Source organism: Ectobacillus ponti, assembly GCF_024294785.1.
In the GTDB taxonomy this organism is placed as follows: domain Bacteria; phylum Bacillota; class Bacilli; order Bacillales; family Bacillaceae_G; genus Ectobacillus; species Ectobacillus ponti.
Map to the genome: position 1 here is coordinate 69,582 of NZ_JANCLT010000014.1, position 25,045 is coordinate 94,626.

25 protein-coding genes are annotated in these 25,045 nt (G+C 51.6%); 22 read left to right on the forward strand and 3 right to left on the reverse strand.

What is annotated here, in order from left to right:
• Positions 1–77 precede the first annotated feature (77 nt).
• The 5 genes from NK662_RS19815 (at position 78) to NK662_RS19835 (ending at position 5,628) form a co-directional block, all read left to right on the forward strand.
• Entirely contained in the window at positions 78–443 is a 366-nt protein-coding gene (locus NK662_RS19815; RefSeq protein WP_254760691.1) for a carboxymuconolactone decarboxylase family protein, read from the forward strand.
• A 109-nt stretch (positions 444–552) separates the two neighbouring features.
• Positions 553–1,482 (forward strand): PD-(D/E)XK nuclease family protein, encoded by a 930-nt coding sequence (locus NK662_RS19820; protein WP_254760692.1) that lies wholly within the window; start codon positions 553–555, stop codon positions 1,480–1,482.
• Positions 1,483–1,501: 19 nt separating this feature from the next.
• Complete coding sequence (locus NK662_RS19825; RefSeq protein ID WP_254760693.1) at positions 1,502–2,074, forward strand: cysteine hydrolase family protein; 573 nt, start codon at positions 1,502–1,504, stop codon at positions 2,072–2,074.
• Between the two features lie 246 nt (positions 2,075–2,320).
• Positions 2,321–3,331: a 2-oxoacid:acceptor oxidoreductase family protein gene (locus NK662_RS19830; RefSeq protein ID WP_254760694.1), complete on the forward strand. Its 1,011-nt coding sequence runs from the start codon at positions 2,321–2,323 to the stop codon at positions 3,329–3,331.
• Positions 3,331–5,628 (forward strand): thiamine pyrophosphate-dependent enzyme, encoded by a 2,298-nt coding sequence (locus NK662_RS19835; protein WP_254760695.1) that lies wholly within the window; start codon positions 3,331–3,333, stop codon positions 5,626–5,628. The genes NK662_RS19830 and NK662_RS19835 overlap by 1 nt, the downstream gene beginning before the upstream one ends.
• A 44-nt stretch (positions 5,629–5,672) precedes the next feature.
• On the opposite strand, the gene NK662_RS19840 is transcribed toward NK662_RS19835, so the two are convergent.
• On the reverse strand, positions 5,673–5,957 hold the full coding sequence (locus NK662_RS19840) for a hypothetical protein (RefSeq protein ID WP_254760696.1): 285 nt from the start codon (positions 5,955–5,957) through the stop codon (positions 5,673–5,675).
• A gap of 143 nt (positions 5,958–6,100) precedes the next feature.
• Between NK662_RS19840 and hmpA the strand changes: the two genes are divergently transcribed.
• The 3 genes from hmpA (at position 6,101) to NK662_RS19855 (ending at position 10,754) form a co-directional block, all read left to right on the forward strand.
• A complete protein-coding gene (gene hmpA, locus NK662_RS19845) occupies positions 6,101–7,375 on the forward strand; it encodes an NO-inducible flavohemoprotein (RefSeq protein ID WP_254760697.1) in 1,275 nt (424 codons plus the stop codon).
• Positions 7,376–7,562: 187 nt separating this feature from the next.
• A complete protein-coding gene (locus NK662_RS19850) occupies positions 7,563–9,668 on the forward strand; it encodes an ATP-dependent Clp protease ATP-binding subunit (RefSeq protein ID WP_254760698.1) in 2,106 nt (701 codons plus the stop codon).
• A gap of 141 nt (positions 9,669–9,809) precedes the next feature.
• Entirely contained in the window at positions 9,810–10,754 is a 945-nt protein-coding gene (locus NK662_RS19855; RefSeq protein ID WP_254760699.1) for an aldo/keto reductase family protein, read from the forward strand.
• Positions 10,755–10,805: 51 nt separating this feature from the next.
• Here the strand turns inward: NK662_RS19855 and NK662_RS19860 are convergent, their stop codons facing one another.
• A complete protein-coding gene (locus NK662_RS19860) occupies positions 10,806–11,102 on the reverse strand; it encodes a hypothetical protein (RefSeq protein WP_254760700.1) in 297 nt (98 codons plus the stop codon).
• Positions 11,103–11,594: 492 nt separating this feature from the next.
• On the opposite strand from NK662_RS19860, the gene NK662_RS19865 reads away from it, so the two are divergent.
• From NK662_RS19865 to NK662_RS19875, 3 genes are read left to right on the forward strand one after another with little or no spacing between them, the layout of a single operon-like run.
• A complete protein-coding gene (locus NK662_RS19865) occupies positions 11,595–13,343 on the forward strand; it encodes an ABC transporter ATP-binding protein (protein WP_254760701.1) in 1,749 nt (582 codons plus the stop codon).
• The gene (locus NK662_RS19870; protein ID WP_254760702.1) at positions 13,340–15,151 is read left to right on the forward strand and encodes an ABC transporter ATP-binding protein; all 1,812 of its coding nucleotides are present in this window, start codon (positions 13,340–13,342) and stop codon (positions 15,149–15,151) included. The genes NK662_RS19865 and NK662_RS19870 overlap by 4 nt, the downstream gene beginning before the upstream one ends.
• 56 nt (positions 15,152–15,207) lie before the next feature.
• Positions 15,208–16,104, forward strand: coding sequence for a serine hydrolase domain-containing protein (locus NK662_RS19875; protein WP_254760703.1), 897 nt, complete (start codon positions 15,208–15,210; stop codon positions 16,102–16,104).
• 33 nt (positions 16,105–16,137) lie between these two features.
• Here NK662_RS19875 and NK662_RS19880 read toward each other — a convergent pair whose 3' ends face one another.
• Entirely contained in the window at positions 16,138–16,317 is a 180-nt protein-coding gene (locus NK662_RS19880; RefSeq protein ID WP_254760704.1) for an aspartyl-phosphate phosphatase Spo0E family protein, read from the reverse strand.
• Between the two features lie 218 nt (positions 16,318–16,535).
• Here NK662_RS19880 and NK662_RS19885 point away from each other — a divergent pair, with 218 nt between their 5' ends.
• From NK662_RS19885 to NK662_RS19935, 11 genes are all read left to right on the forward strand, one after another.
• On the forward strand, positions 16,536–17,429 hold the full coding sequence (locus NK662_RS19885) for a glucosaminidase domain-containing protein (RefSeq protein ID WP_254760705.1): 894 nt from the start codon (positions 16,536–16,538) through the stop codon (positions 17,427–17,429).
• A 187-nt stretch (positions 17,430–17,616) separates the two neighbouring features.
• Complete coding sequence (sleB, locus tag NK662_RS19890; RefSeq protein ID WP_254760706.1) at positions 17,617–18,456, forward strand: spore cortex-lytic enzyme; 840 nt, start codon at positions 17,617–17,619, stop codon at positions 18,454–18,456.
• An 18-nt stretch (positions 18,457–18,474) separates the two neighbouring features.
• A complete protein-coding gene (gene ypeB, locus NK662_RS19895) occupies positions 18,475–19,815 on the forward strand; it encodes a germination protein YpeB (RefSeq protein ID WP_254760707.1) in 1,341 nt (446 codons plus the stop codon).
• A gap of 13 nt (positions 19,816–19,828) precedes the next feature.
• Entirely contained in the window at positions 19,829–20,425 is a 597-nt protein-coding gene (locus tag NK662_RS19900) for a YhcN/YlaJ family sporulation lipoprotein (protein WP_254760708.1), read from the forward strand.
• Between the two features lie 96 nt (positions 20,426–20,521).
• Positions 20,522–21,067: a histidine phosphatase family protein gene (locus NK662_RS19905; protein WP_254760709.1), complete on the forward strand. Its 546-nt coding sequence runs from the start codon at positions 20,522–20,524 to the stop codon at positions 21,065–21,067.
• The gene (locus NK662_RS19910; RefSeq protein ID WP_254760710.1) at positions 21,064–21,885 is read left to right on the forward strand and encodes a cobalamin-binding protein; all 822 of its coding nucleotides are present in this window, start codon (positions 21,064–21,066) and stop codon (positions 21,883–21,885) included. Before NK662_RS19905 ends, NK662_RS19910 begins: the two co-directional genes overlap by 4 nt.
• A gap of 51 nt (positions 21,886–21,936) precedes the next feature.
• The gene (locus tag NK662_RS19915; protein WP_254760711.1) at positions 21,937–22,125 is read left to right on the forward strand and encodes a DUF5370 family protein; all 189 of its coding nucleotides are present in this window, start codon (positions 21,937–21,939) and stop codon (positions 22,123–22,125) included.
• 16 nt (positions 22,126–22,141) lie between these two features.
• On the forward strand, positions 22,142–22,939 hold the full coding sequence (locus tag NK662_RS19920; RefSeq protein WP_254760712.1) for a VOC family protein: 798 nt from the start codon (positions 22,142–22,144) through the stop codon (positions 22,937–22,939).
• Between the two features lie 80 nt (positions 22,940–23,019).
• Positions 23,020–24,066, forward strand: a complete 1,047-nt coding sequence (locus tag NK662_RS19925; RefSeq protein WP_254760713.1) for a M42 family metallopeptidase — start codon at positions 23,020–23,022, stop codon at positions 24,064–24,066.
• A 111-nt stretch (positions 24,067–24,177) separates the two neighbouring features.
• Positions 24,178–24,324, forward strand: coding sequence for a YjcZ family sporulation protein (locus NK662_RS19930; RefSeq protein WP_254760714.1), 147 nt, complete (start codon positions 24,178–24,180; stop codon positions 24,322–24,324).
• A gap of 102 nt (positions 24,325–24,426) precedes the next feature.
• Positions 24,427–25,041: an NUDIX hydrolase gene (locus NK662_RS19935; RefSeq protein WP_254760715.1), complete on the forward strand. Its 615-nt coding sequence runs from the start codon at positions 24,427–24,429 to the stop codon at positions 25,039–25,041.
• Positions 25,042–25,045 lie beyond the last annotated feature (4 nt).

Consider the following 25,045-nt stretch of genomic DNA (forward strand, 5'->3'; position numbering starts at 1 on the left):
AAAAAATAATAGGTGTACGGTTTTCGCTTTGACACATACTATCCCTATACCAATATGCGAGAAAAGGAGACATACATATGCAACGTGAATTCCAAAGCTCCACGGAGCAATCTCTCTACCAGTACAAAGCAGGACTCGGCGAGTTTACCAAAAAGGCACCGGACATTGCCCAAGCCTACAATGCATTCACAGAAGCTTGCTTTCAAGAAGGCGCACTTTCCAAGCGGGAAAAGCAGCTTATTGCCCTTGGCATCAGCTTGGCCATGCAGGATGAGTATTGCACGATCTACCACACAAAGGGCTGCATAGACCAGGGCTGCAGTGACACCGAAGTGTTGGAGGCGTGCGGTGTAGCCGCAGCCTTTGCCGGCGGGGCCGCCATGAGCCAGGCTGTTACGCTCGTTCAGGAATGCATGCAAGAGCTGCAGCAGCAAAAGCACTGAACAGCAAAAAAAAGGATGTTCGTGCAACATCCTTTTTTTGCGTGTACTGGAAACAAAGAAAAAAAGGGCGTAAGATAGAGAAAAAGACATTGTGCGAGGAGGTGGAGCCATGCCCCAGCCGCTATCGTTCCCGGAGTTCTCCTGGTCGCTGTCCCGGCATAAAACGCTGATGGATTGCGCCAGGAAGTATGCCTATTCCTATTATGCTTCCCACCTCGGCTGGAAGCCGACTGCTGCTCCGTTATCGCGGCATGCGTATCGTTTGAAGCAGATGAAGCATGTGGAAATGATGTTTGGAGAAGCGGTCCATCAAGTCATTGAAGAAGTGCTGCAGCAGCTGCGGCGCGGGTTGCCGATGCCGGGCGAGGAATTGCTCACGCAGGAAGTACGGCGCCGGCTCAATCAGTCTTTCCTGGATTCGAAGCATAAAATGGAGCAATGGCGCGAGAATCCAAAATCGATTCATATGCTGCATGAGATGTATTACGAAGGAGTCCTGCCCGAGGAGAAAACGGCAGAAATCCGGGAGCGTCTTGCCGCGTGTGTCCGAAACTTTATGCAAAGCCGCACCGTGCAGGAGATTTTGGAAACCAAAACCCTTCATTTTGTAGAGGCTGAGAAATTCCGTTCTATGTATATGAGCGGAGTAAAGGTCTGGGTTGTACTGGATTTCCTCTACCGGGACAACACGACCGGCATTTACACGATCGTGGATTGGAAGACAGGGCGGGAAACGATGGAAGACCGCCATCAGCTTGCCTTGTATGCCATTTATGTGCAGCAAAAGTATGCCATTCCGCTGGAACAGATTCGCATCCGGAACGAATATTTGCTGAGCGGCGTACACCAGGAATATGCCTTGACCTCCAAGGATGTGCGGGATGTCCAGCTTGTATTGGGCGTCAGTGTGCAGGAAATGCAAAAGTATGTGGCAGACAGCAATAAAAACCAGCCAATTGATCTTGCGGACTTCGAGCAAACCATCCACGAGGCCACCTGCCGCCGTTGCAATTTTCAAGAGCTGTGCATGAGAGGCTAATAAGAAGGGAAGAGACAGGATGAAGCAGTTATCAGCCCGGCCAGCACTTATCACCATTGATGTCCAGCAAGGATTCCACGATTCGTACTGGGGCAAGCGCAGCAATCCGCAGGCGGAGGGACAGATTGCCGCTCTATTGGCAGCCTGGCGCCAACGGAATTTGCCAATTTTCCATGTGCAGCACCTGTCCCTGCAGCCGGAATCGCCGCTGTACTATCAAAAGCCGGAGGGCATTGCCTTTATGGATTGTATGGGGCTTCAGCCAGACGAGGACATCGTGCAAAAGAATGTAAACAGTGCGTTCATCGGCACAAACCTGGAGCAAAAGCTTCGTGCACAAAGCATTGAAAGCGTGGTAATCATTGGCTTTTCAACGCAGCATTGCATATCCACGACAACACGGATGAGCGGAAATCTCGGCTTTCACACCTTTGTCGTGTCTGATGCAACGGCTGCCTTTGACGTAACAGGCCCAAACGGTGTATATTATCCTGCTGACACAGTTCATGACGTTTCGCTCGCTACCCTGCATCGGGAGTTTGCCGAGGTCATCACGACGGAAGAACTGCTGCGGCGGCTGACGGCTTTATAACCTGGCACCTATTGGGAGTCAGGTTTTTTATGCTGCATGCAGATTTGCCTCTTGCATTGTCACGATTTTGACAAAAACCTCTGCCCCCTCTATGATGAATCTCACACTTTTTCCCAAGTTCACTTGCTAGAATGGAGAGAAATAGAGGGAAGATTGAGAAGAATTCACAAAAATACAATTTTTATGACCCTTTTCTCTCTTTATTTCCTTTTACAATAGGGATAGCTACAGCAACTGAAGGAGGGCATGTCATTGTTACCGAAGCAGAATGACCTTGGATTTTACGAAATCCGGCTGGAGTCCATCGGGGGATTGGGCGCCAATCTGGCTGGAAAGATGCTGGCAGAAGCAGGTGTACTCGGGCTGGGGCTGAACGGGTCCAACTTTTCTTCCTACGGCTCTGAAAAGAAAGGATCTCCGGTGAAAAGCTTTGTCCGCTTTTGCGAGCCGGAGGTTGAGATCCGTGACCACAGTCCCATTGAACAGCCGCACGTCATCGGCGTCTTTCATGAAGCGCTGTATAAAATGGTGGATGTTGTAAGCGGCCTGCAGCCGGATGGCATCGTGCTTGTCAACACGAAACGGGATTTTGCCGACATTAAGGAAGACCTGCATATCTCTTATGGTACAGTTGCAACTGTTGATGCACTTGGCATTGCCGTAGAGGAAAAAACAAAGGTCAACACTGCAATGCTTGGTGCTCTGTTCCGCATTTGCGATTTTCTGGATCCGGAAGCGATGCGGGATGTAATCCGTCGTACCTTTGAAAAAAAATATCCGCATCTCGTGGAACCAAATCTCCGCACCTTCAACCGGGGGTATGAAGAGGTGCAGCTTCGTACATATGAAGTGCCGGCAGAAGCGGCAGGAAAAGCCTTCACGCGGCCGCAGCCCCAACTCGGCTACGAAACGCAAACAATCGGCGGCGTCATTACAGCAAACGGAAACAGTGTCCTGAAGGATATGAGCGGCTCCCGGCAAGGGTTTCTGCCGCAACTGGATGCGGCGGCTTGCATCCATTGCGCTGCCTGCGATACCGTATGCCCGGATCTTTGCTTCGTATGGGAAGCGGGAGAGGATAAGCGCGGCCGCAAGCAGATGTTCTTACAAGGCATTGATTATCAGTATTGCAAAGGATGCCTGAAATGTATTGAGGCTTGCCCGACGTCCGCCTTGACGGAGCTCTTTGAAGAACGGGGCTTTGCCCAAGACAACCGTGTTGCCCATAATTTTCCTTACGCAGGAGGTGCACTCTGATGCTGCTAGAACGTGACTTGAAAAATATGGAAGTGCAGACGGCTGAGCAGGTCGTTTCCTTTGAATCCGGAAACGAAATGTCAGCTAAGGCTGCAGCCCAAATCAACTATCATATTATGGGATACTTCCCGATCACTCCGTCCACAGAAATTGCACAATACCTTGATATGATGAAGGCGCGCGGTCTGCATGACATGAAGCTGATTCCAGCTGACGGCGAACATGGCTCCGCGGGGATTTGCTACGGTGCGGCGGCAGCCGGGGCACGCGTGTTCAACGCAACGAGCGCAAACGGTCTCATGTATATGCTCGAGCAGCTGCCCGTACAATCCGGGACCCGTTTCCCGATGGTCATGAATCTGGTGACACGCTCCATCAGCGGCCCGCTTGACATTCGCGGCGATCATTCGGATTTATATTTTGCCCTCAATACAGGCTGGGTAATTTTGACGGCCAGCACACCGCAGGCTGTTTATGATATGAACATTATGGCGCTGAAGATTGCAGAGCACAGCGATGTCCGCCTTCCGGTTATTGTGGCGTATGACGGCTTCTTCACCTCCCACCAAAAGCGCAAGGTGCTGTCCTTCAAGGACCGCCGCGCGGTGCAGGAATTTGTGGGGGGGCGTCCGACAGACTATCCAACCGCTTCCGACCTTGCCAATCCGGTTACCATCGGGGCACACATGGACGGCCATGATTTGCTGAACAACCACTATCAGCAATCAGAAGCCATGTACAAAGCAGCCGGTGTGTTTGAGGAAGTGGCAAAGGAGTATGAGGAGCTGTCCAGCCGCTCTTACCCGATGCTTGATTTATATGGCATGGAGGATGCGGAGGTCGCCCTGTTCCTGCTGAACTCGGCGGCAGAATCCGCAAAGGATGTTGTAGATCAGCTTCGCCGGCAGGGCATCAAAGCCGGAGTGGTCCGCCCAAATATGATTCGTCCGTTTCCGGCTGCACAAATCCGTGAGGCACTGCGCGGTGTGAAAGCTGTTTTAGTGGGGGAACGTGCAGATTCCTACGGCGCACATGGGGCAAACATGACGCAGGAGGTAAAAGCAGCCTTGCAGGCTGATCCGCTAAACGCGACGATTGTCCTCAGCCGTGTATTTGGGCTCGGCGGCAAGGACTTCTATCCGGATGATGCAGAAGAATTCTTCCGTCTGGCGTTGGAGGCCGCGGAACTCGGCTACGCAGAAAAGCCGTTTGACTACTATGGCATCACACCGGGCACAGAAGAAAAACGGCAGGTGCCGGTGCTTGAACCGCATCATGGGGATACCTATAAAACAGGGCTCATCCAGGTTACCGAGGATGCCGGGAAGAACAAGCTGCAGGTGAAAATTCCGCCGCTGCGGGCACTGACGGAAAAGCCGAAGCGCCTGGCTGCCGGGCATGGTGCCTGCCCGGGCTGCGGCATCTTCTCCGGGCTTGAGCTGTTCTTTAAAGGCATTGAAGGCGATATCGTCGTTTTGTTCCAAACAGGCTGCGCTTATGTCGTCACAACGGCGTATCCGTACAGCTCCCACAAGCAAACCATGATTCACAACCTGTTCCAAAACGGTCCGGCTACGCTCTCCGGAACAGTGGAGGCTTTCCTGGAAATGAAGCGCCGCGGAGAAATCAGCGTATCTGATGATGCGACCTTCGTCATGGTGACAGGTGACGGCGGCATGGATATCGGCATGGGATCCGCCATCGGGACCGCACTGCGGAACCATAAGCTCATCATGCTCGAATATGACAATGAGGGCTACATGAACACCGGCTCGCAAATGTCGTACTCCACACCGATCGGCCATATGACCAGCACCTCCTCCATCGGCAAGGAGCAGCACGGCAAGGCATTTCATCATAAAGACACAGCGCAAATCATGGCGGCAACCAATATCCCGTATGTGTTCACCGCGACCGAAGCATTCCCGCAGGATTTGGTGAAGAAGGCGGCGAAAGCGCAGTGGTACGCACAGCATGTAGGCACCGTATACGGCAAGCTTCTCATCACGTGCCCGCTGAACTGGAAGTCTGAAGACCGCTACGGAGAAACCATTATGAAAGCTGCTGTAGAGTCCTGCTTCTTCCCGCTGTATGAGGTGGAGCGCGGCGTGACAACCATCACCTACAATCCGGAAGAGAAGAACAAGCGGATTCCGCTCAGCGACTGGCTGAAGTGGATGGGCAAAACGAGGCATCTGCTGCAGGAAGAACATGCAGAGCTGCTGGGCGGCTTCGAGCAAGAGGTCGAACGCAGATGGCTGCGCCTGAAGGCAAAGCACGAGCATCCAGGGCTGTAACAAAACGCGTTATGTCAAAAGCCGGCAATGTGCCGGCTTTTTGTTTATACATGGTTGTCCGTTTGACTGAGCAGATTGGCAAGAATCATGCTGTTTTCCTGGTCGGCATCAAATTGGACGATGTCATCATACTCAAACAGACGGAAGCTGTCGCCAAATTCCTGCTGCATAAATTGAATGAACGCGCTGATCTGGCTGCCGACAGACTCATTTCGGCGAAACTCCATCATAATCGAGCGGAAGCGGTGCGGCGGGATGTCGCATTGAATATGATAGGACTTGTTGATGCCAAAGGAGGCATCGGCATCATAGAGATTATAGGTGTACATAGGAAAACTCCTCTTCTGATTGCTATAGAACTAGCATCCCAACTGGGAGGGTGATTCATGCAGCCTGCCCGTGTATAAAGTCCATTGGAGAGTGCATATTAACCTTTGGAATTTATTTCATGAAAAGGATGCTGGTGAGAAGAATGGAAAACAACAAGAAGTATGTATGGGAAGATGTGATTCACACCATTAAAAAGCTGGATCCCAAAAAGCTGGAGGTCGTAAAAGCGACACTGCCCATTGTACTCGAGCATGGAGAAGCCATTACCACAAGATTTTATCAACGCATGTTCGAAAATCACCCGGAGCTGCGCAATGTATTCAATCAAACACACCAGCGCACCGGACATCAACCCAAGGCGCTGGCAAATGCAGTGTATGCGGCTGCCGCGCACATTGAAGATATGAGCGGCATTATGCCGGCGCTTGAACGGATCGGCCAAAAGCATAGAAGTTTGCAGATCAAACCGGAGCAATATCCAATTGTCGGCGAAAATCTGCTTGCAGCCATCAAAGAAACGCTGGGAGACGCTGCGACAGACGAAATTCTGGATGCCTGGGCGGATGCGTATGAGGTCATCTCTGATGTTTTTATCCGGATGGAGGATGTGCTGTATAAAACATCTGAAAATCAGCCGGGCGGCTGGGCGGGCTTCAAGGATTTTGTCATTGACCGGAAAGTGCAGGAAAGTGAGGTTATCACCTCGTTCTACCTCAAACCGAAGGACGGGGCAAGGCTGCCGTCCTATCTGCCGGGCCAGTACATTACCATCAAGGTGGACCTCCCGCAGGAAGAGTATACACATGTCAGACAGTACAGCCTGTCTGACCGCCCGGGGCTGGAGTATTTCCGCATCAGTGTGAAGCGTGAGGACTCCCTGGAAGAAGGCGACCCAGCCGGCATTGTGTCTACCTCTCTGCATAACGTGTATCAGGAGGAGGACATTCTGCCAATTACCTCACCGGCTGGGGACTTCTATTTGGACGTGAACAGCGAAGAGCCAGTTGTGCTCATCAGCGGCGGTGTCGGCCTTACGCCGATGATGAGTATGCTGAATACCATCATCGAGAAGCAGCCGAGCCGGAAGGTCACTTACATCCATGCAGCGATGAACGGGAAGGTGCATGCGTTCCGTGAGCATGTAAAGGATGTCGCGGCAACACACGATAATGTCCGCTCTTATGTGATTTACCAGACGCCGACTGATGAGGATCGCCAAGAACATCGCTTTGACAAGGAAGGATACATCACATTGGATTGGCTCAAGGAGACTCTTCCATCCAATCAAGCGCAGTTTTACTTCTGCGGTCCTACGCCGTTTATGAAGGCCGTCAACAAAGCCTTGAAGGAGTGGGGCGTCCCGCAGGAGCATATTCACTACGAATTCTTTGGCTCAGCAGGTGATCTCGAAAGCTGAAGCCCGATTCGAAGTGTCATTTACAACAGAAAGAGCTGCTGTCCGCAATCGACAGCAGCTCTTTCTCATGAAGAATTTACCACTTGAGAATCATTCTAAAAAGAGTAGAATGATTTACATAAGGTCAAAGAAAGTCAAAGTCAAATATCAAACTTTGACGAATATTACGGAAAAGGAGTTGCATGATATGAAATGCCAAGCATGCCAACAACAGCAAGCAACTGTACGATTGAATATCCGTATGAACGGACAGATGGTCGACAAGCATCTCTGTCATGCTTGCTATGAGAGAGAAAAACAAAACGTATTCCCGATGGGCGGCTCGCCGTTCCATGGATTTTTCAATATGCTTCAGGGACAAAAGCAGCCGGACATACCAGAGCTGCATCCTGTCAAGAAGCAACGAAATGGGAAGCTGGAGCTGCTCAGCCAATTGGCCCGCAACCTGAATGATGCAGCCAAGGAAGGCCGTATCGATCCGGTGATCGGCCGTGATAAAGAAATCGAGCGTGTGATTGAAATTTTAAATCGCCGCAATAAAAATAATCCTGTACTGATCGGGGAGCCTGGTGTCGGCAAGACAGCCATTGCGGAAGGCTTTGCACTTCGCATTGTGGAAGGCAAGGTGCCGGCAAAGCTGGCAAACAAAGAGATTTATGTGCTGGATGTTGCCTCTCTTGTCTCTGATACCGGCATCCGCGGCCAGTTTGAGCAGCGGATGAAGGACCTGTTGGAAGAACTGCAGCAGCATGAGAACATCATCCTATTCATTGATGAAATTCATACCATCGTTGGCGCAGGCTCTGCACAAGGCTCCATGGATGCAGGCAACATTCTGAAGCCGGCATTGGCCCGCGGCGATCTGCAGGTGATTGGCGCCACAACACTAAAGGAATACCGCATCATTGAGAAGGATGCTGCACTTGAACGCCGCTTCCAGCCGGTCTTGGTGCAGGAACCATCTGTAGACGAAGCTGTGCAAATTTTGCAGGGGCTGAAGGCGCACTACGAGGCCTATCATGGTGTGCAAATTCCGGATGAAGTGGTTCGTGCTTGTGTCACCCTGTCACACCGCTATATTCAGGACCGTTATCTGCCGGACAAAGCGATTGACCTGTTGGATGAAGCCGGCTCCAAGGTAAATCTGCGCGCAAGCCAGCAAGAGCCGGGAGAGCTACAGGCAAAGCTGAAGCGCATCCAGGCAGAAAAGGCGGCAGCAACCGCGGCGGAGCAATATGAAACAGCAGCCCAGCTGCGTGATAAAGAGAAAACACTCTTGGAGCAATTGGAGAAGGAAGTGCCTGCAGCGCATGTTTCTGTGCAGGATATTGAGAGCATAATTGAGGAGAAAACCGGCATTCCGGTCAGCAAGCTGCAGCAGCAGGAGCAGCAAAACCTGCAGAACCTGCAGCAGCGCCTTGCGGAAAAGGTGATCGGCCAGGCCCAAGCGGTAGAAAAGGTGGCCAAAGCTGTCCGCCGCGGCCGCGCCGGCCTGAAGTCCAAAACGAGACCAACTGCCTCCTTCCTGTTCGCCGGTCCGACAGGCGTGGGTAAGACAGAGCTCGCCAAGACATTGGCCGAGGAAGTGTTTGGAGACCGCGAAGCCATGATTCGCCTGGACATGAGTGAATATATGGAGAAGCATTCCGTTTCCAAGCTGATCGGTTCTCCTCCGGGCTACGTCGGCCACGAGGAAGCGGGGCAACTTACGGAAAAAGTGCGCCGCAATCCGTACAGCCTCCTTTTGCTGGATGAAGTGGAAAAAGCACATCCGGATGTACAGCATATGTTCCTGCAAATTCTGGAGGACGGCCGTCTGACAGACAGCCAGGGACGCACCGTAAGCTTTAAGGATACGATTATTATCATGACAAGCAACGCCGGAGTGGCGGAAAAGAAGAAAACAGTCGGCTTTGGCGTCTCTGCAGAACAGGAGCAAAGCAGCCTCCTGGATTCCCTCACAGCTTATTTCAAGCCGGAATTTCTGAACCGCTTTGATGCCATCATTCCGTTCAACCACTTGGAGCACGGTGACCTCGTCCGAATTGTGGACCTGCTGTTTGCCGAACTGCGCGGAAACCTGGCTGAACAGCACATCGAGCTTGTCGTGGAAGAAGGAGCGAAGGAAATCATTGCGGAGATGGGATACCATCCAGCCTTCGGCGCACGTCCGCTGCGCCGTGTCATCCAAGAGAAGGTAGAAGATGTAATCGCTGACTTGCTGCTGGAAGGCGCAGTCCACAAGGTACGCGTCTATGCAGAGAATGGCCAGCTGCAGACTGCAAGCATGTAAGATTGACACCCACCCTATGCGCGTCAGGCTATGCCTGGCGCGTTTGTATATGTATAGTTTGGAAGCTGAGTTTCTTTACAGTTCCTTCACCATGTTATACATTGAATATGTACATATTTTTCCCAATTGGAGGAGAACGTTATGAAATATCGTCGTCTGGGCCGCTCCGGCCTCAAGGTAAGTGAAATCAGCCTCGGCAGCTGGCTGACATACGGAAAGACCGTGGATGAAAATCTCGCGGTGCAAACGGTACATAAGGCATATGAGCTTGGCGTGAACTTCTTTGATTCTGCAAACGTTTACGAACGCGGCGAAGGAGAGCGCGTGCTGGCAGCAGCGCTGAAGGAATTCCCGCGCGAGTCGTACGTGATCACAACGAAAGCCTTCTGGCCGATGGGCGAGGGGCCAAATGACCGCGGCCTGTCCCGTAAGCATGTGTTTGAACAGGTGCATGGGAGCCTGAAACGCATGAACCTGGATTATGTGGATGTGTTTTACTGCCACCGCTATGATCCGGAAACACCGGTAGACGAAACGCTGCGCACGATTGATGATCTGATCCGTCAGGGTAAAATCCTGTATGCGGGTGTAAGCGAATGGACAGCTGCGCAAATTCAAGAAGCGGTCGCAACAGCGGACAAGTATCTCCTTGACCGTATTGTAGTCAACCAGCCGCAGTATAACATGTTCCAGCGCTACATCGAAACAGATATTCTCTCCGTATCGAAAAAAAATGGCATCTCTCAGGTTGTATTCTCCCCATTGGCACAAGGTGTGCTGACAGGGAAATACAAGGGCGGCCAGATCCCGGCTGACAGCCGCGCGGCAAATGAGTCCGTCAACCATTGGGTGAAGCAGACGTTGTCTCAAGGTGTGGCCGGAAAAGTCGAACAGCTTGAGCAGGTTGCTGCGTCTCTTGGTGTAACACTGACAGAGCTGGCATTGGCATGGGTACTGCGCCAGCCAAACGTGGCAAGTGCCCTTGTCGGAGCAACAAAGCCCGAGCAGATTGAACTGAACTGCAGAGCTTCCGGCCTGGAGCTGCCTGCAGAAGTTTGGGCGCAAATTGAAGGCATTTTGCAATAAGAAGAAGAAACCGGGGAGAGTTTGATCTGCCCGGTTTCTTCTTCTTATTGCTTACAATTCAGTATCAGCTCCAGAAATGAAGGAGGGGAGCGCTTGGCCGAACAGTTGAACCAAATTCTTGTCCAATCCCTCTGTTCTTGTTGTGACTGTAATCCTCTCCAGTGTTGTTCCCTCTTCCAAAGAGTCTATGGCATCCCATACGGTTTGGAGTTCTGTCCGAAAACGATAGGGTGTTGCGATGAATGTTCTGCGTTCGCTTTGTTCAACCTTCCAACGCATCCTTTCGGCGTTTTCACATATTGTGTTCTTTTCTTCTTCCGACACAAGAAATCCAATATAATCGAGCATCGTTTTCTTTCCAAGCCCAAAGGTAAGGTTTACGGCCCCTTTTTTCACCTCTATGATCCGGAACAGAATCTTTTTTTCACGAAAATTCTCTCACGTGAGAGGAGGATTGAACAGCTGAAATTCCCCATTGTATTTTCCAATGCGCTGCGATACACGAAATCCATTTCTTATATAAAACAATTCCGTTTCCTCGACATATGGAGTCCAAAAATGATAGTGAAAAAGCACAGCAGCCACCTCCTATTCTTGTTGCATCGCCATCCATATTCGGTGTAAATCGGAAATTCCTTTCTGGGAAAGCGGACTGCGGCTGTCATTGGTGCAGCATGGTCTTCTCTGAGCGAGGAGACAGGCTCCGGTTAAACAGGACTCGGCACCCCCGATTTCCTTTTAATTGTTTAGAATTTTCTAAAAAACATATGGAAATCGGGCTCTAATTAGGATATATTTAGAAATGTGTCTTTTTTTATCTTTTCAAAGAGAGGAGATTGTATGGAAACCTTTAAAAAGCTAAAGCAGTTTTATCTTCCTTACCAAGCATACTTCTGGTGGTCGCTCCTTTGCATGTTTTTGGCGACCTGTATTACGGTGATTTACCCCATTGTGCTGCAGTATACGATTGATACCATCATTACAAAAGCCGAGTATCATTTTGTGCCGTATATGCTGTCTCTGTTCGCCGGCCTGATGCTGATTAAAGCCGCGGCTACCTATTTCCAGCAGTATGTCGGCGACATGTTTGGCATCCGCTCTGTCTACACTTTGCGCAACGAGCTGTACCGCAAGCTGCAATTTCTGCCGTTTTCCTACTATGACAATGCCAAAACAGGCGATTTGATGTCCCGTTTGACCTCGGATGTAGAAGGCTTCCGGTTCTTCCTGTCTTTTGGCTTTTCGGAATTTCTCCGCCTGCTTGTCCTAATTGTTGCAAGCTTTTCTGTCATGTTTTTCTATTCCGCCCCGCTGACGTTTGCGGTCATGGCCATTCTGCCCTTTTTGTGTGCATCTGTCTATCAGTTTGACAAGCGGATTCACCCGGCTTTCCGGAACATCCGTACATCCTTTGGGAAACTGAATACAAATGTGCAGGAAAACCTAAGCGGCATCACAACGGTAAAGGCACTGTCCCGCGAAAGCTTCCAAACCGGAAAGTTCAACGATTCCAACCACGACTACAGGGAACGGAATATGGAAACCTCGCTGCTTTGGGCGAAATACTTTCCGCTTATGGAGTTGATCGGCAACGTGTCCACAGTGATCCTTCTGGCCTACGGAGGCTGGCTGGTGATGCAGGGAGAGCTGCTGCCGGGAGAACTGGTTGCTTTCTTCAGCCTGACTGCGTACTTGATTTGGCCAATCATGAACCTCGGGTTTGTGATGAATATGTTTTCCCAGGCGAAGGCATCCGGCGAGCGCCTGCTGGAGATTTTGGATGAACAGGAAAAGGTTCACAAGGTAAACCATAAGGGACAACGGCTGCGCGGAAGCGTTGCATTCCGGGACGTAACGCTGATATATCCCGGCGAGAACAAAGCAGCGCTGGAGTCCGTGTCGTTTCAGGCGGAACAGGGGCATATCATTGGCTTGATCGGGGCAACAGGCTCCGGCAAAACAAGCTTGACGCAGCTGATTACCCGCTTTTACGAGCCAACTTCCGGCCAAATCCTGATTGACGATCAGGACATCTCCCGCTATTCCCTGGAGCAGCTCCGCTATCATATCGGCTTTGTGCTGCAGGAAACGTTCCTGTTTTCGACCACGATTAAAGCGAATATTGCTTATGGGCGTCCCGACATTCCGATGCGGAAAATCATTGAAGCTGCAAAGCGGGCCCAGGCACATGACTTTATTATGGCGCTGCCGGACGGCTACAACACCATGCTTGGTGAACGCGGCCTCGGCTTGTCAGGCGGGCAAAAGCAACGCTTGGCCATTGCCCGGGCGCTTCTGCTGGATCCAAGCATCCTTGTGCTCGACGATGCTACGAGTGCGGTGGACATGGAAACCGAGCACCGCATCCAGCTTGCTCTGCGCGAAGTGATGCAGGACCGGACCACCTTCATCATCGCCCACCGTATTTCCTCCCTGCGTCATGCGGATGAAATTTTGGTGTTTGACGAAGGCCGTATTGTGGAGCGGGGAACACACGAGGAGCTGCTGGCGCTTAGGGGAGCATACAAACGGATTTTTGATCTGCAGTACCGCGACCAGGCAATAGAAGCGAAGGAGGGATTGTATTGAAGCAGGAAAAACAACATATTTTAGACCGCTTTTACTATAAAACAGATGCCGTGATTGATATGCCGTTCAACTGGAAACAGATGATGCGTCTGCTTGGCTATATTAAGCCCTATCGAAAAAGCCTGCTTCCGGCTGCTTTCCTTATGGTCACCATCACGACCATCATCCGGCTCGTGACTCCGATTTTAATCGGAAAATATACGCTGGACTATGCGGTGCGGAACAAGGATGGAGCGCTGCTGACGCAGCTGGTGATTGTCATTGGCATTCTGTATCTTGTCTCTTATCTTGCAAACTCCTTCCGCATCCGGTATATGAATCAACTGGGACAAAATATTATTTACGACCTGCGCAAGCATCTATTCCGCCATATACAAAGATTGTCGCACCGTTTCTTCGAGTCCCGCTCCGCCGGGTCCATTCTGGTGCGGATTATGAATGATATCAATTCCCTGCAGGAGCTGTTCACAAGCGGTGTCATCAATTTGCTGATGGATCTGCTGCTGCTGGTCGGGATTGTGTTCATTCTATTCACCTTGAGCCCGTCGCTGACGGTGGCGATCATTCTCGTACTGCCTCTCATGTTTTTGATCTCCACCAGCCTGCGGAAGAAGATCCGTTTGGCCTGGCAGCTGGTACGGATGAAGCAGGCGAAGCTGAATTCACATCTGAATGAGAGCATTCAGGGCATCCGCATCACCCAATCCTTCACGCAAGAGCAGGAAAACATGCTGTTTTTTGATGGCATCAATCAGGAAAACTATGAGAGCTGGCGCAACGCCACGCAAAAAAATGCGATATTCCGCCCGTTTGTAGAGCTGTCCAATACAATCGGCACCGTCATCCTGATCTGGTTCGGGGCAGTATTGATCCAAGACGAGAGGCTGACGCTCGGTGTATTTGTTTCTTTTGCTTTTTATCTTGGTATGTTCTGGGAGCCGATTTCCCGCCTCGGGCAGGTATACAATCAGCTGCTGATCGGCATGGCTTCTTCTGAACGGATTTTCGAGTTTCTCGATGAGAAGCCGCTTGTGGCCAACAGCGAGAACGCCATTGCCTTGCCGGATATTCAGGGCCACATCGAATTTGACCATGTTACGTTTTCCTATGATGGGACGCGCACGGCGCTTGACGATCTTTCGCTCACCATCCAACAGGGGCAAACTGCGGCTTTGGTTGGACATACAGGCTCCGGCAAAACCTCCATCGCGAACCTGATCACCCGTTTTTATGATGTGACGGACGGCACCATCCGGATTGACGGGCGGGACGTAAAGGATGTAACGGTAGAAAGCCTGCGTTCGCGCATCAGCATCGTCCTGCAGGATACGTTTATCTTCTCCGGCACGATTATGGAGAATATCCGCTTCGGACGTCCGGATGCAACGGATGAAGAGGTGATGAAAGCAGCCCGGACAGTGGGAGCCGACAGCTTCATCCATAAGCTGAAAAACGGATATCACACAGAGGTGGAGGAGCGCGGCAATATCCTCTCCGTCGGGGAACGGCAGCTGCTGTCCTTCGCCCGGGCGCTGCTGGCCGACCCGCGCATCATCATCCTGGATGAAGCCACGGCCAGCATCGATACCGAGACAGAGCAGCAGATTCAACAAGCCTTGCGTACGCTGCTGCAAGGCAGAACCGCCATCATCATTGCCCACCGCTTGTCCACTATCAGAGATGCAGATCGTATCTTTGTCCTGCAGCAGGGGCGGTTGCTCGAACAGGGGAGTCATGAAGAGCTGCTCCGGCAGCAAGGGGAATACTACCGGCTGGTGCAAGCGCAGTTCTCAGCCATGCAAATGTAAGAGCGGATGCTTCCGCTCTTTTTTATGTATGGGTAAGCTATGGAGGGAGGGATTAGATGAACATAACGGCCTTGCAACGCCGCTTGCAACGGGAGAAGCTGCACGCTTTGCTGGTGCATCAACGGGGACAGACCACACTGGATTATTATCGCGAGGAGGGAGACCGGTCCCGTCTCTTCAAGCTGAATTCCATCACCAAAAGCGTTATGGCAACATTAATCGGGATGGCCATGGACCAAGGGGCCATTTCCGGTGTGCATACACCGCTTCGTTTCTTTTTTCCGCTCCCTCCTGAAAAGCAGCAGCTCACCCTATATCATCTGCTGACCATGACAACCGGGGAGCGTTGGCCGGAATTTGGCCGGGGCGTCACGTACCCGTCAGAGCTGACAAAGTCGGCGGATTGGATCCAATACATTCTCCGCCAGCCGCTTGCTGACAAGCCGGGCACACGGATGAACTACAACTCCGGTTCTTCGCATCTATTAAGCGCTGTACTCCAGCAAGCAACCGGCATGTCCACGGCTGCTTTTGCCGAGCAGCATCTGTTCCATCCAATGGGCATTAGGGAGTATAAATGGGGGACAGACCCGCAGGGCATTCCGATCGGCGGGTTTCACCTGCAGCTGCGGGCGGAGGATCTCCTGAAGCTGGGTTTGCTGTATCTGCACGGTGGGCAATGGGAAGGAACGCAACTGCTGTCTGCGAATTGGATTGCGGAAGCATGGCAGCCGCACTATACGACCTACCGCCATATCGGGTCTTATGGGTATCACTGGTGGGTCCTTCGCAAGGAAGCCTTCGATGTGCGTTTTCACACCTATTTTGCGCTGGGCTATGGGGGACAGTACGTTTTGCTTGTCCCGGAACTGGAGCTGGCTGCTGTCACATGCGGCCATATGCCGCGCCGGGGGATTGCTGTGCTGCGAATGCTGCTGGACAGCTTTTCGTAAATACAAAAGGCAGCTGCAGGATGCAGGCTGCCTTTACGAATCAAATGGAATGTGATAGATACGCCTCTGATATTGCACAATGAGATAGTCCAAGATTTGGCTGATCCGGACTGTCTCCTCATGAAACAGTCCGTTTCTTTTGGCTGTTTCATGCATGCTTTCGCGCAGCCGCTCAATCTCCTCATACAAAAAGCTTAAGTTTTCATCCTTCATCTTTCCGAATCCCCTAATTTCAAAAATCTGTTTTTCCCTATATAAAGTTAACATATTCATATATATACAACAAGATAAAATCCAAAAAAGACAAAGTTTAACATGTAAAGTACTTGAACGCCCTATTTTGATTGGTTCTGCGGCAGAAGGGATAGGCCTACATATCCTGCCGCACTCATAAGATGGTGAGGAAGGAATACCAGAGATGGAGGGATGGCATGGCAACAGAGACACAGGCATTTATTGACCGGATCGCTCCTTTTGCTGTGGAGAACCAGAACAAATACGGCATCCTCGCTTCCTTGACCATCGCGCAGGCGATTTTGGAAAGCGGATGGGGCCGCTCTGTTTTGGCCACGCAAGCAAATAATTTGTTTGGAATTAAGGGGACAGGTCCGGCAGGCAGCTTTACTATTGAAACAACAGACTATCGGGATGGGCAGCCTTATCAGGATACAGCGGTATTTCGCAAGTACAACTCCTGGCAGGAAAGCATAGAGGACCATGCCAAGTTCCTCCAAGCACCGCGCTATCAGGCAATCATCGGAGAGGCAGACTACAAGACAGCGGCGCGGAAGATGCAAACTGCCGGATACACAACCGATCCAGCTTATCCAGACAACCTCATCAGATTGATTGAACAATATCAACTGTCCCGCTATGATGCGCCGCGTGTATCTGCAGGGCCTGCAACACAGCAGGAGACAGGGGTTGTTACTGTACTGGTTGATGCGTTGAATCTGCGCAGCGGCCCCGGGTTGCAGTATCCTGTATTGCGCACACTGGCAAAGGGCACAAGATGGAAGGTGTATGGAAGTCCGGTTCATGGCTGGTACAATCTTGGAGGAGACCAGTGGTGTTCAGCCGGCGCTGCTTATGTATCCTTTTCCCCCTCTCCGCCCGCCCCCTCCGCCCCCAAGAGCATAGGTATTGTTGAAATTCTCACGGACTTAAATCTGCGCCGCGGTCCCGGCACACAATTTGACATTATTCGTATCCTGCGTCCTGGTGAACGTTATGTCGTGTTTACCAGCAGCAATGGCTGGTACAATCTGGGGGGCAATCAGTGGTGTTCAGCCGGTACGCAGTACGTCCGGTTCATCCCGACGTAAATGGGATCTGCTTCGCCCAAACACCTCTCCTATAACGGGGAGGTGTTTTTTTAGGACTGAACAACGAAACGAAGAATTCCTGTCTCACCCCCTTCAATATCTCCCAACGTCCCCTCCCCTTACATAAAACGGAAACATTTACAAAGAATATAAGTGACATTACGGAAAGATTCAGGGAGGTTTCAGTATGTTTTGTAACACATTCTGCAGAATGCTGCTTTGCAGTATCTTGCTTGCAGCAGCTGTATGGAGCAGCCCGGGGCAGGCTGGGAACACGATGGCATTCTCGGCGGCCGCCATCCGGAAAGGGGCAACCGGGGATGATGTCATTGAACTGCAGGCACGCCTTCAATATATCGGCTTTTATAGCGGCAAGATCGACGGTGCCTTCGGCTGGAGCACATATTGGGCGCTGCGGAATTTCCAAAGCAAGTTTGGCCTGCCTGTTGATGGTGTGGCCGGGGCGACAACGAAGCAAAAGCTGACGAATGCCTCTAAATATGATGCGGCTTGGGTAAAGGGGCAAATTCGCCAGGGCAATGATTTCACGTATTACGGCGGCCGTTCCTTGGCCAGCCAAGTAAAAGGCAAAGGGGGCGGCAGTGCACCTGCAAAACAAGCTTCCCCGAGTCAATCCGTCAAACCAACTGCCGCAAATGTGCCCAATGGCTTTTCGCAAAGCGACTTGCAACTGCTGGCACGTGCAGTTTACGGAGAAGCGCGAGGGGAGCCTTACGAAGGACAGGTTGCCATAGCGGCGGTGATTTTGAACCGTATCAGCAGCCCTTCCTTTCCCAATACCATCGCGGGTGTGATTTACGAACCGCTGGCATTTACCTGCGTCGCTGACGGCCAAATTAATCTGACGCCAAATGATTCTGCCAGAAAGGCTGTTACAGATGCGATGAATGGCTGGGATCCAAGCCAGGGAGCCACCTATTACTTCAATCCGGCTACCGCCACCAGCAAGTGGATTTGGAGCCGTCCGCAAATTAAGAAGATCGGCAAGCACATCTTTTGCAAATAAAGGAGAGGAGAGCATGCTATGATACGATCCTTACTGGTCGGTATCCTGTCCATTGTGGTCATCAGCACCGCATACTGGGGGTATCGGGAGCATCAAGAGAAGAATGCTGTCCTCATTCGGGCGGAAAACAACTATCAGCGCGCCTTTCATGATTTAACCTATAACTTAGATCTGCTGCAGGACAAAATTGGCACGACATTGGCCATGAACTCCCGTACGTCCTTATCGCCGGCGCTTGCAGAAGTATGGCGCCTCACCTCAAAAGCACACTCGGATGTGGGGCAGCTGCCACTAACGATTCTGCCGTTCAACAAGACAGAAGATTTTCTCTCCAAAATTGGAGACTTCAGCTACCGCACCGCGATCCGGGATCTCGACAAGGAACCGTTAAGCGATGCGGAATACCAAAAGCTGCAGCAACTGTATCAGCATGCAAGCGAAATTCAAAAAGAGATGCGCCGCGTGCAGCATCTTGTCATCAAGAATAATTTGCGCTGGATGGATGTGGAGCTTGCCTTGTCCACCAACAAACGCCCGGCAGACAATACCATCATTGATGGATTTCGCACGGTAGAACGGAATGTGGAAGCCTATGCCGAAACAGATTTCGGCCCGACCGCCACCAGCCTGGAGAAACCGAAGCAAGGCTTCTCCCGCCTCAAAGGAGATTTTATTACCGAGGAGCAGGCGAAAGAGAAGGCCCTCAGCTTCTTGGGCTTGCGTACCGGAGAGCGCATCACGGCAGAGAAAAGCGGCAAAGGGGCCAACAATCGCTTTTACAGTCTCCGCATCCATCATCCGCAGACGAAGAGTGACACGTATATGGACGTTGCCGCAAAAGGCGGATACCCCATTTTTGTAATCAACAACCGTGAAATCGGGGAGCGAAAGCTGAGCCTGAGTGAAGCGGCCGATAAAGGAGCACAGTTTTTAAAAGAGCATGGTTTTCAGCATATGGAGCTGTATGACAGCTCCCAGTATGACTCTGCCGCTGCATTGACTTTCGTGACAAATCAGGATGGTGTCCGGGTGTATCCTGAATCCATTCAAATGAAGATAGCTTTGGACGATGGATCCATGATTGGCTTTTCTGCGAGAGATTATCTCTCTTCTTACCAGGTGCGGCAAATTCCAAAGCCGGCTATTTCTGTCGAAGAAGCGAGAAAGAAAATCAATCAAAATGTTCAAATCCAGGAAGAACGGAAAGCCATTATTGTGAATGACCTCAAGAAGGAAGTACTGTGCTATGAGTTTATGGGGACATTCAAAAGCAACACGTATCAAATCTTCATCAATGCAGCAACCGGCATGGAGGAAAAGGTAAAGAAATTGCAGAACGTAGAGCCGGTATATGATTAAGGAGGGGACTGTGATGAGAGGTGCCTGGGTTGCTTTGCTGCTGTTATGCCTGTTGGCAGCCTGCAGTACAAGGGAAAAGGAAACAGCGCAGTCAGATACAAGCAAAAAGCTCATTTCTGTAAATGATACGGTTATGAAAAACAAAACATATCAAGCTGATCACAGCACGTCCCGCCATCTTGTCCAGCTTGCCAAGAGTGTGCCGAACGTACAGGATGCCACCGCGCTTGTCATTGGCCCGTATGCAGTGGTGGGCATTGACGTCAAGGATCGGCTGGAGCGTTCCCGGGTGGAGGTCATCAAGTATACAGTAGCTGAAACGATGAAAACGGACCCCCGCGGCGCAAAGGCCGTTGTCATCGCGGATCCGGATACAGTCCAACGCCTGCGGCAAATGGGAACCGAAATCCGCCATGGCCGGCCGGTTTCCGGCATTCTGAATGAGCTGGCGGCTATTGTGGGAAGGGTCATGCCCCAGCTTCCAAACGATATTCTGCAAAATCCGGATGAGAAGCTGCCGAAGCAATATGACAATCAGTTGGACTCTGACGAAAAAACACAGCTGCGCAACGAGCAAGAGAAGCAGTCTAATTACCATATGAACCGCTAAGCCCGGCATCAGCCGGGCTTTTGCATGCGAAAAAGAGGAAAGCCTGTGTGGTATCCAGAATACATAAGGGAAAACAAGCGAGAGGAGGCCATCTTCATGAGAACCATCTACCTGATCCGCCATTGCCAGGCTTCCGGCCAAGAGGCCGAGGCGGAACTTACGGCTCTTGGCCGGCAACAGGCGCAGCAATTGGCGGATTTTCTGCTTGCAAAACCTATCGATGTCATTTTATCCAGTCCGTTTGTGCGTACGGTGCAGTCTATTGCTCCATATGCCAATGCAAGGAGTGCTGCCATTCATACAGATGCCCGCTTGGAGGAACGGATTTTGTGCGCCGGACCTCTGGAGGACTGGCTGGTTAGACTGGAACAGACTTTTCAGGATTTTCATTTGGCGTTGCCTGGCGGAGAATCCAGTCAAGCCGCGATGGACCGGGCAGCTTCGGCTGTTGCTGCACTGCTTCAAAGAGAGTGGCAAACAGCTGCGGTGGTCACACACGGAAATCTGATGGCGCTTTTGCTGCGGCATTTTGATGGTGTGTCCGGATTTGAGGCATGGCGCAGTTTGTCGAATCCTGATGTCTATGAAATTCAAATGGGGCAGAGCGGGACTTCGGTCCAGCGCATCTGGAGAGAAGCATGAGGATTGTTTCTTTGTGTCCGAGTAATACAGAGCTGCTTGTCTATATAGGTGCTTGTGAACATCTCGTTGGGGTGGACAATTATTCAGATTGGCCCGAGGGGGTAAGGCAGCTGCCCCGGGTGGGCCCGGACTTGTCCATTGATATGCATCACGTCGAGCGGCTGCAGCCGGATTTGGTATTGGCATCCTTAAGTGTGCCCGGCATGGAGCGCAACGTCCGGGAGCTGGAGCAGCGAGGAATTCCCCACTTGGTGTTAAACCCTCATTCATTTGCGGAAATCGGAGAGGATTTGCTGCGGGTTGGGACGGCAACCGGGCGGGAAACGGAAGCAAACCAAGCGGCTGCCGCTTATCATGCGTTTCTTCGTATGTACCGGGAAACAGCGGCTGCTTTGGCGTCAAAGCCCCGCCTGTACTGGGAATGGTGGCCAAAGCCGGTATTTACGCCGGGACGTGCGAACTGGCTGACAGAAATGAGCAGGCTGGCCGGGGCAGAAAATATCTTTGCCGATTGTCCGGAAGCCAGTGTACAAACGGATTGGGATGAGGTGCGCCGGCGAAATCCTGATCACATTTGCCTCGCCTGGGTAGGAGTGAGACAAGACAAGGTCCAGCCGGCTGTTCTGAAAAAACGGCAGAATTGGCTGGAACTGCCTGCCCTGCAGAGCGGACGTGTCCATATTCTGGAGGAAGCTCTCTATTGCCGGCCATCACCGCGTTTATTGCTTGGGTTGCAGCAGCTTGCTTATTTGCTTCATCCAGGCGTATTTCCGCCACCGACAGGAGAAGATCCCTTGCTTTCCCTGCTGCGGGCATGACCAGATGCCCGCAAGGCATACTAGTCCATATACCGAATAAGGAGGGTGCATATGGGTGCAATTGAGCAAGGCGGCTATCGGTTTGATATGGAATACAGCGTTCTGCTGCAACGGGGGGCGCTGCATGTATACAGGAACGGGGAGTTTATCGAAGAGCTGTCTTTTGACTTTCAAGGACAGCAGCCAGACCCGGAGCAAATCGGGGAGCTTGTGTCTTCTTACGTAGAAGCGCATCAGTAAAGGGGGGAGCCGGAGGATGTGGAATGTCGACCATCTTGTCCATTATATCGAGACAACGCCGGCATCGGCCGCGGAGCATATGCGGCAGCTTGGCTTTCATACGGCCGGCGGCGGCAGCCATACGAATTGGGGAACATGGAACAGCCTGTGCTACATGGATCTGACCTATATAGAATGGATTGGAATTGAGCATGGGCCTGTTGCAGAGCAATCTGAAAATGCCCTGATCCGCCAGCTTGTGCAAGACCGGGAATATGGAGAGGGGCTTTGTCAGATTGCCCTCCGCACATCGTCAGCGGAAGAGACCGCCAGCCTTTTACAGCAGCGCGGCCTGTCCATACAGAGCATCGCGCCAGGCATGCGGAGGCGGCCGGACGGTTCAATGATTCAGTGGAGCATGCTGTTTGTGGACAGTGCAGAAACAGAAGTGCCGCTGCCGTTTTTCATTGATTGGAAGCAAGCAGATACAGAGCGGCAGGAGGATTTAATGCGGCGAGGCCTTCTTGCACCGCATCCAAACGGGGTCACCGGCATCGAGTCTGTTGTATATGCTGTCCGATCTCTTGAGATTGCGGATTTGTGGGCGCATTGGTTTGATGCAGAAGCAACAGAAGCGTTCCAGTCCGACGATCTGCAAGGTGTTTGCCGTGCTGTTTCCTTTGCCAATCTAAACATTCTCTTTTGTAAGCCAAGCGGGGACGGGTTGGCACAACAGGCCCTGGAAACCCGGGGGGAGCGCCCGTTTCTTGTTCGATATCAAGGGAAAAATATACCGGGGCAGGCACAGATATACGGCAGCACCTACATATGGTGAAACAGGCTTTTTCCTTGAGAACAGCCGCCAGAGGCGCTAACATAGAGAAGTAGAGATTTGAACAGATAGGAGAGAGCAGATTGATTCAAACAACAGAAATTGTCCAATACATACAGGAGCTTGTCTCCATTCCAAGTCCGTCCGGCTATACAGAGGAAGCGATCGCATATGTGGCTGCTTTCATGGAGCAGCACGGCATTTCGTATGAGCGTACGCGCAAAGGCGCATTGTTGGCTACGATTCCCGGCACAGACACCCGCAAGCATCGTTTACTGACGGCCCACGTGGATACGCTGGGGGCTATGGTGAAAGAAATCAAAGGAAACGGCCGTCTGCGTCTGACTACAGTCGGCGGATTCCGCTGGAACTCAGTGGAAGGGGAGTATTGCACCATCCATGCGGCTGATGGAAAGACCTATACAGGCACCATCCTCATGCATCAAACCTCGGTGCATGTGTACAAAAATGCCGGAGATGCGAAGCGTGATGAAGAGAATATAGAAGTCCGCATCGACGCTATGTCTGCCTCCAAAGCTGAAACGGAGCAGCTTGGCATTTCGGTCGGTGACTTTGTTTCCTTTGCGCCGCGTTTTTCTGTATCTGACAGCGGCTTTATCAAATCGAGGCATTTGGATGACAAGGCCAGTGTGGGCATCCTTCTGTATTTAGCAAAAAAGCTGAAGGAAGAAGGCACGGCACTTCCTTATACCACCCATTTCCTCATTTCTAATAACGAAGAGATTGGCTATGGCGGCAACTCCAACATTCCGGCAGAAACGGTGGAATACCTGGCGGTGGATATGGGAGCCATCGGCGATACGCAGGCGACAAATGAGCACAGCGTGTCCATTTGCGCCAAGGACTCCAGCGGACCGTATCATTATCAACTGAGGCAGTATCTGGTTTCCTTGGCGAAGCAGCACGGGATTGATTACCGCGTTGATATTTACCCGTATTACAGCTCAGATGCGTCTGCCGCCATCCGGGCCGGCTATGATGTGATGCACGGTCTGATCGGTCCGGGCATTGATGCGTCACATGCTTTTGAACGTACGCATGTGCAATCACTGGAGCATACGGCAGCCTTGCTGTGGTATTATGTCCAGAGTGAGCTTGTAAGCGGATAACAGCCTATTTTTTCAGGGGTCTGACACCTTGCCAAAGAATCTGCCATAGTATACATCATCCGTGCAGCAGCTTTAGTTAGGCATCGCGGAATATAAAGGAGGCAGAAAGTTATGTATGGTTATGGATACCCTGGCTATGGATATGGTTACGGCGGTGGATTCGGCGGCGCTTATGGCGGATTCGCGCTTCTCGTTGTCCTGTTTATCTTGCTGATTATTATCGGTGCCAGCTTTATCGGCTATGGCGGCGCTTGTTGATTATAATTGGTGCAGGCGATAGCGACTAATTTAAAAACTATGAGAGTCTCTGTAAAGGCAGGGGCTCTTTCCCGTATTCCCTATGGAAGGAGAGGCATACAGATGAACCTGGAGAGCATGTATCAGAAACTGCAACAGCATACCCCTGCTGTATTGGGCAGCCGGCGGACTCCGCATTTTGCCATACTTCTTCCGCTGGTAGAGCGTGAGGGAGAGGTACATATCTTATTTGAAGTACGGGCGCGCCGGATGCGCCGGCAGCCGGGAGAAATTTGTTTTCCGGGCGGGAAGGTTGACCGCAGCGATCCCGATGAGCGGTATACAGCCATCCGGGAAACAACAGAAGAGCTTGGCATCACCGCAGGCTGTGTGACTCACGTTCTGCCGCTGGACTATCTTGTGTCTGCTTCCGGCACCATCATTTACCCCTTTGTGGGACAAGTGCAGGCAGAAGGCATGACGCCAAATCCCGGTGAGGTGGAGGAGGTGTTTACCGTACCCCTTTCGCATTTTCAACAGACACAGCCGGACGTGCACCTTTTGCACCTGAAGCCGGTTCCGGAACCGGGCTTTCCGTTCCATCTCATTCCGGGCGGAGAAAACTATAACTGGCAAACACGTTCAATGGAGGAGTACTTTTACCACTATGAAGACAAAGTGATCTGGGGTCTGACGGCCCGTATTTTACAGCACTTTTTGGAAATTATTCATACATAAAAAC

What these genes read in the sequence shown, in the direction of transcription:
- NK662_RS19905 (WP_254760709.1), top strand. Translation starts at nt 20,522, where the DNA reads ATGAGAACCATCTACCTGATCCGCCATTGCCAGGCTTCCGGCCAAGAG.
- ypeB (WP_254760707.1), top strand. Translation starts at nt 18,475, where the DNA reads ATGATACGATCCTTACTGGTCGGTATCCTGTCCATTGTGGTCATCAGC.
- NK662_RS19820 (WP_254760692.1), top strand. Translation starts at nt 553, where the DNA reads ATGCCCCAGCCGCTATCGTTCCCGGAGTTCTCCTGGTCGCTGTCCCGG.
- NK662_RS19865 (WP_254760701.1), top strand. Translation starts at nt 11,595, where the DNA reads ATGGAAACCTTTAAAAAGCTAAAGCAGTTTTATCTTCCTTACCAAGCA.
- NK662_RS19915 (WP_254760711.1), top strand. Translation starts at nt 21,937, where the DNA reads ATGGGTGCAATTGAGCAAGGCGGCTATCGGTTTGATATGGAATACAGC.
- NK662_RS19860 (WP_254760700.1), bottom strand. Translation starts at nt 11,102, where the DNA reads ATGCTCGATTATATTGGATTTCTTGTGTCGGAAGAAGAAAAGAACACA.
- NK662_RS19855 (WP_254760699.1), top strand. Translation starts at nt 9,810, where the DNA reads ATGAAATATCGTCGTCTGGGCCGCTCCGGCCTCAAGGTAAGTGAAATC.
- NK662_RS19880 (WP_254760704.1), bottom strand. Translation starts at nt 16,317, where the DNA reads ATGAAGGATGAAAACTTAAGCTTTTTGTATGAGGAGATTGAGCGGCTG.
- NK662_RS19930 (WP_254760714.1), top strand. Translation starts at nt 24,178, where the DNA reads ATGTATGGTTATGGATACCCTGGCTATGGATATGGTTACGGCGGTGGA.
- NK662_RS19875 (WP_254760703.1), top strand. Translation starts at nt 15,208, where the DNA reads ATGAACATAACGGCCTTGCAACGCCGCTTGCAACGGGAGAAGCTGCAC.
- NK662_RS19830 (WP_254760694.1), top strand. Translation starts at nt 2,321, where the DNA reads ATGTCATTGTTACCGAAGCAGAATGACCTTGGATTTTACGAAATCCGG.
- sleB (WP_254760706.1), top strand. Translation starts at nt 17,617, where the DNA reads ATGTTTTGTAACACATTCTGCAGAATGCTGCTTTGCAGTATCTTGCTT.
- NK662_RS19835 (WP_254760695.1), top strand. Translation starts at nt 3,331, where the DNA reads ATGCTGCTAGAACGTGACTTGAAAAATATGGAAGTGCAGACGGCTGAG.
- NK662_RS19850 (WP_254760698.1), top strand. Translation starts at nt 7,563, where the DNA reads ATGAAATGCCAAGCATGCCAACAACAGCAAGCAACTGTACGATTGAAT.
- NK662_RS19910 (WP_254760710.1), top strand. Translation starts at nt 21,064, where the DNA reads ATGAGGATTGTTTCTTTGTGTCCGAGTAATACAGAGCTGCTTGTCTAT.
- hmpA (WP_254760697.1), top strand. Translation starts at nt 6,101, where the DNA reads ATGGAAAACAACAAGAAGTATGTATGGGAAGATGTGATTCACACCATT.
- NK662_RS19815 (WP_254760691.1), top strand. Translation starts at nt 78, where the DNA reads ATGCAACGTGAATTCCAAAGCTCCACGGAGCAATCTCTCTACCAGTAC.
- NK662_RS19885 (WP_254760705.1), top strand. Translation starts at nt 16,536, where the DNA reads ATGGCAACAGAGACACAGGCATTTATTGACCGGATCGCTCCTTTTGCT.
- NK662_RS19935 (WP_254760715.1), top strand. Translation starts at nt 24,427, where the DNA reads ATGAACCTGGAGAGCATGTATCAGAAACTGCAACAGCATACCCCTGCT.
- NK662_RS19900 (WP_254760708.1), top strand. Translation starts at nt 19,829, where the DNA reads ATGAGAGGTGCCTGGGTTGCTTTGCTGCTGTTATGCCTGTTGGCAGCC.
- NK662_RS19840 (WP_254760696.1), bottom strand. Translation starts at nt 5,957, where the DNA reads ATGTACACCTATAATCTCTATGATGCCGATGCCTCCTTTGGCATCAAC.
- NK662_RS19825 (WP_254760693.1), top strand. Translation starts at nt 1,502, where the DNA reads ATGAAGCAGTTATCAGCCCGGCCAGCACTTATCACCATTGATGTCCAG.
- NK662_RS19920 (WP_254760712.1), top strand. Translation starts at nt 22,142, where the DNA reads ATGTGGAATGTCGACCATCTTGTCCATTATATCGAGACAACGCCGGCA.